This is a genomic window from Desertihabitans aurantiacus (assembly GCF_003344635.1).
GTDB classification, from domain to species: Bacteria; Actinomycetota; Actinomycetes; order Propionibacteriales; family Propionibacteriaceae; genus Desertihabitans; species Desertihabitans aurantiacus.
Genome location: NZ_QPKK01000490.1, coordinates 1 through 1,379 on the forward strand (window position 1 = coordinate 1; position 1,379 = coordinate 1,379).

At 73.5% G+C, this 1,379-nt stretch carries 1 protein-coding gene; it reads right to left on the minus strand.

The annotated features are described in order from the left end of the window. Positions 1-387: 387 nt before the first annotated feature. On the minus strand, positions 388-1,379 hold a 992-nt coding region (locus DVA66_RS20440), incomplete at its 5' end, for a CPBP family intramembrane glutamic endopeptidase (protein WP_157974212.1).

Sequence of the window (1,379 nt, forward strand, 5' to 3'; positions counted from 1 at the left end):
CGGCGCGCCGGCCTGGTCGGTGCCTGCTCCTCGGTCGCCGGCTGGTCGGCGGCCGGGCCGTCGGTGGTCGGGGGGACGGGATCGTGGTCGGACATCCGAACTCCTCGCTCGGACCACCCGCGGGTGGTCCGCGTACGCTGCGGCGGCCGGGGCCTGCCGCAAAAAGCTGTTGGCGCGTGGAGCGGGCCGCGCCCGTCGACCCTCCCGCGGTCGTCGTCCGGAGCGGACGGACGTCGCGGTGGAGGCCTCCGGTGTCACGCGCTGTCGCACCCGACGACGCGGTCTCGGCTCCACGAGAGGGCGCCGGCGGCGCCCCTACCTGCCGGCCATCCTCTCACAACAGGCCAGCCGGCCCCACATCGACGCCACGCACGGACACCGAGCGGCTCAGGCCGGGGCGTACCCCGTCGGGGACGGCGAGCCGGTCTCCCCGGCGCCGTTGGGCGCTCCCGGCGCGGTGATCCGCCGCATCCGGGTGCGGGCGAAGATGCGGTCGATGAGCACCGTGGTGAGGGCGAGCACCAGCACCTGGATGAGCACCGCCGGGGAGGCCGTGCCGACCCCGCGCTCGAAGGTGCTGTCCATCTGCCCGGCCAGGATCGTCACCACGAAGGAGATGACGTTGTTCACCACGTGCAGCGCGATCGCGGCCTCCAGCCCGCCGGTGCGCCAGCAGAGCACGCAGGCCAGCATGCCGAAGCAGAAGTAGTAGACGTTCAGCCACGGGTCGAGCGCGGCGTGCAGGAACATGAAGACCACCGAGGAGACCACCGCGCCCACGAGGAACGACACCCGCGGGTCGGACACCCAGGCGGCCACCGCCCGGTTGAGCGTGCCGCGCAGCCCGTACTCCTCACCGGCGGCCTGCAGCGGGGTGGTCAGCAGCACCAGCACCAGCCACAGCACCACGTCGGTGCCGACCCACTCGACCGGGTTGAGCACGAGCTCCACCACGGTCACCGCCAGCAGCACCGGGAGGGTGACCGCCGTGCAGATCGCCAGCCAGCGCCAGCGCAGCCCGCCCTGCACCGAGGAGAGCCAGCGGGGCGTCTGGCCGTAGACGGCCCACTGCGCCAGCATCCCGAGCGGGATGAGCGCGGCGAGGACGAGGTTGTTGGCGGTGAACAGCCCGGGCTCCAGCGACAGCGTGAACGACTGCAGGTCGGCCACCTCGAGCCGTCCGGTCAGCAGGTCGACGACGATGCCGGCCAGCGACAACCCGATGCTGAGGTGGAACGCGCCGCCGACCACGAGGGCGACCACGGCCAGCGGCTTCCACCAGGCGTGGGAGGGCGTCCGGTAGAACTGGTGGTAGGCGCGGGACTCCACCGGCAGCGCCGGCGGCTCGGGCGCCCGGCGCACCTCGACGGCCGGCGGTG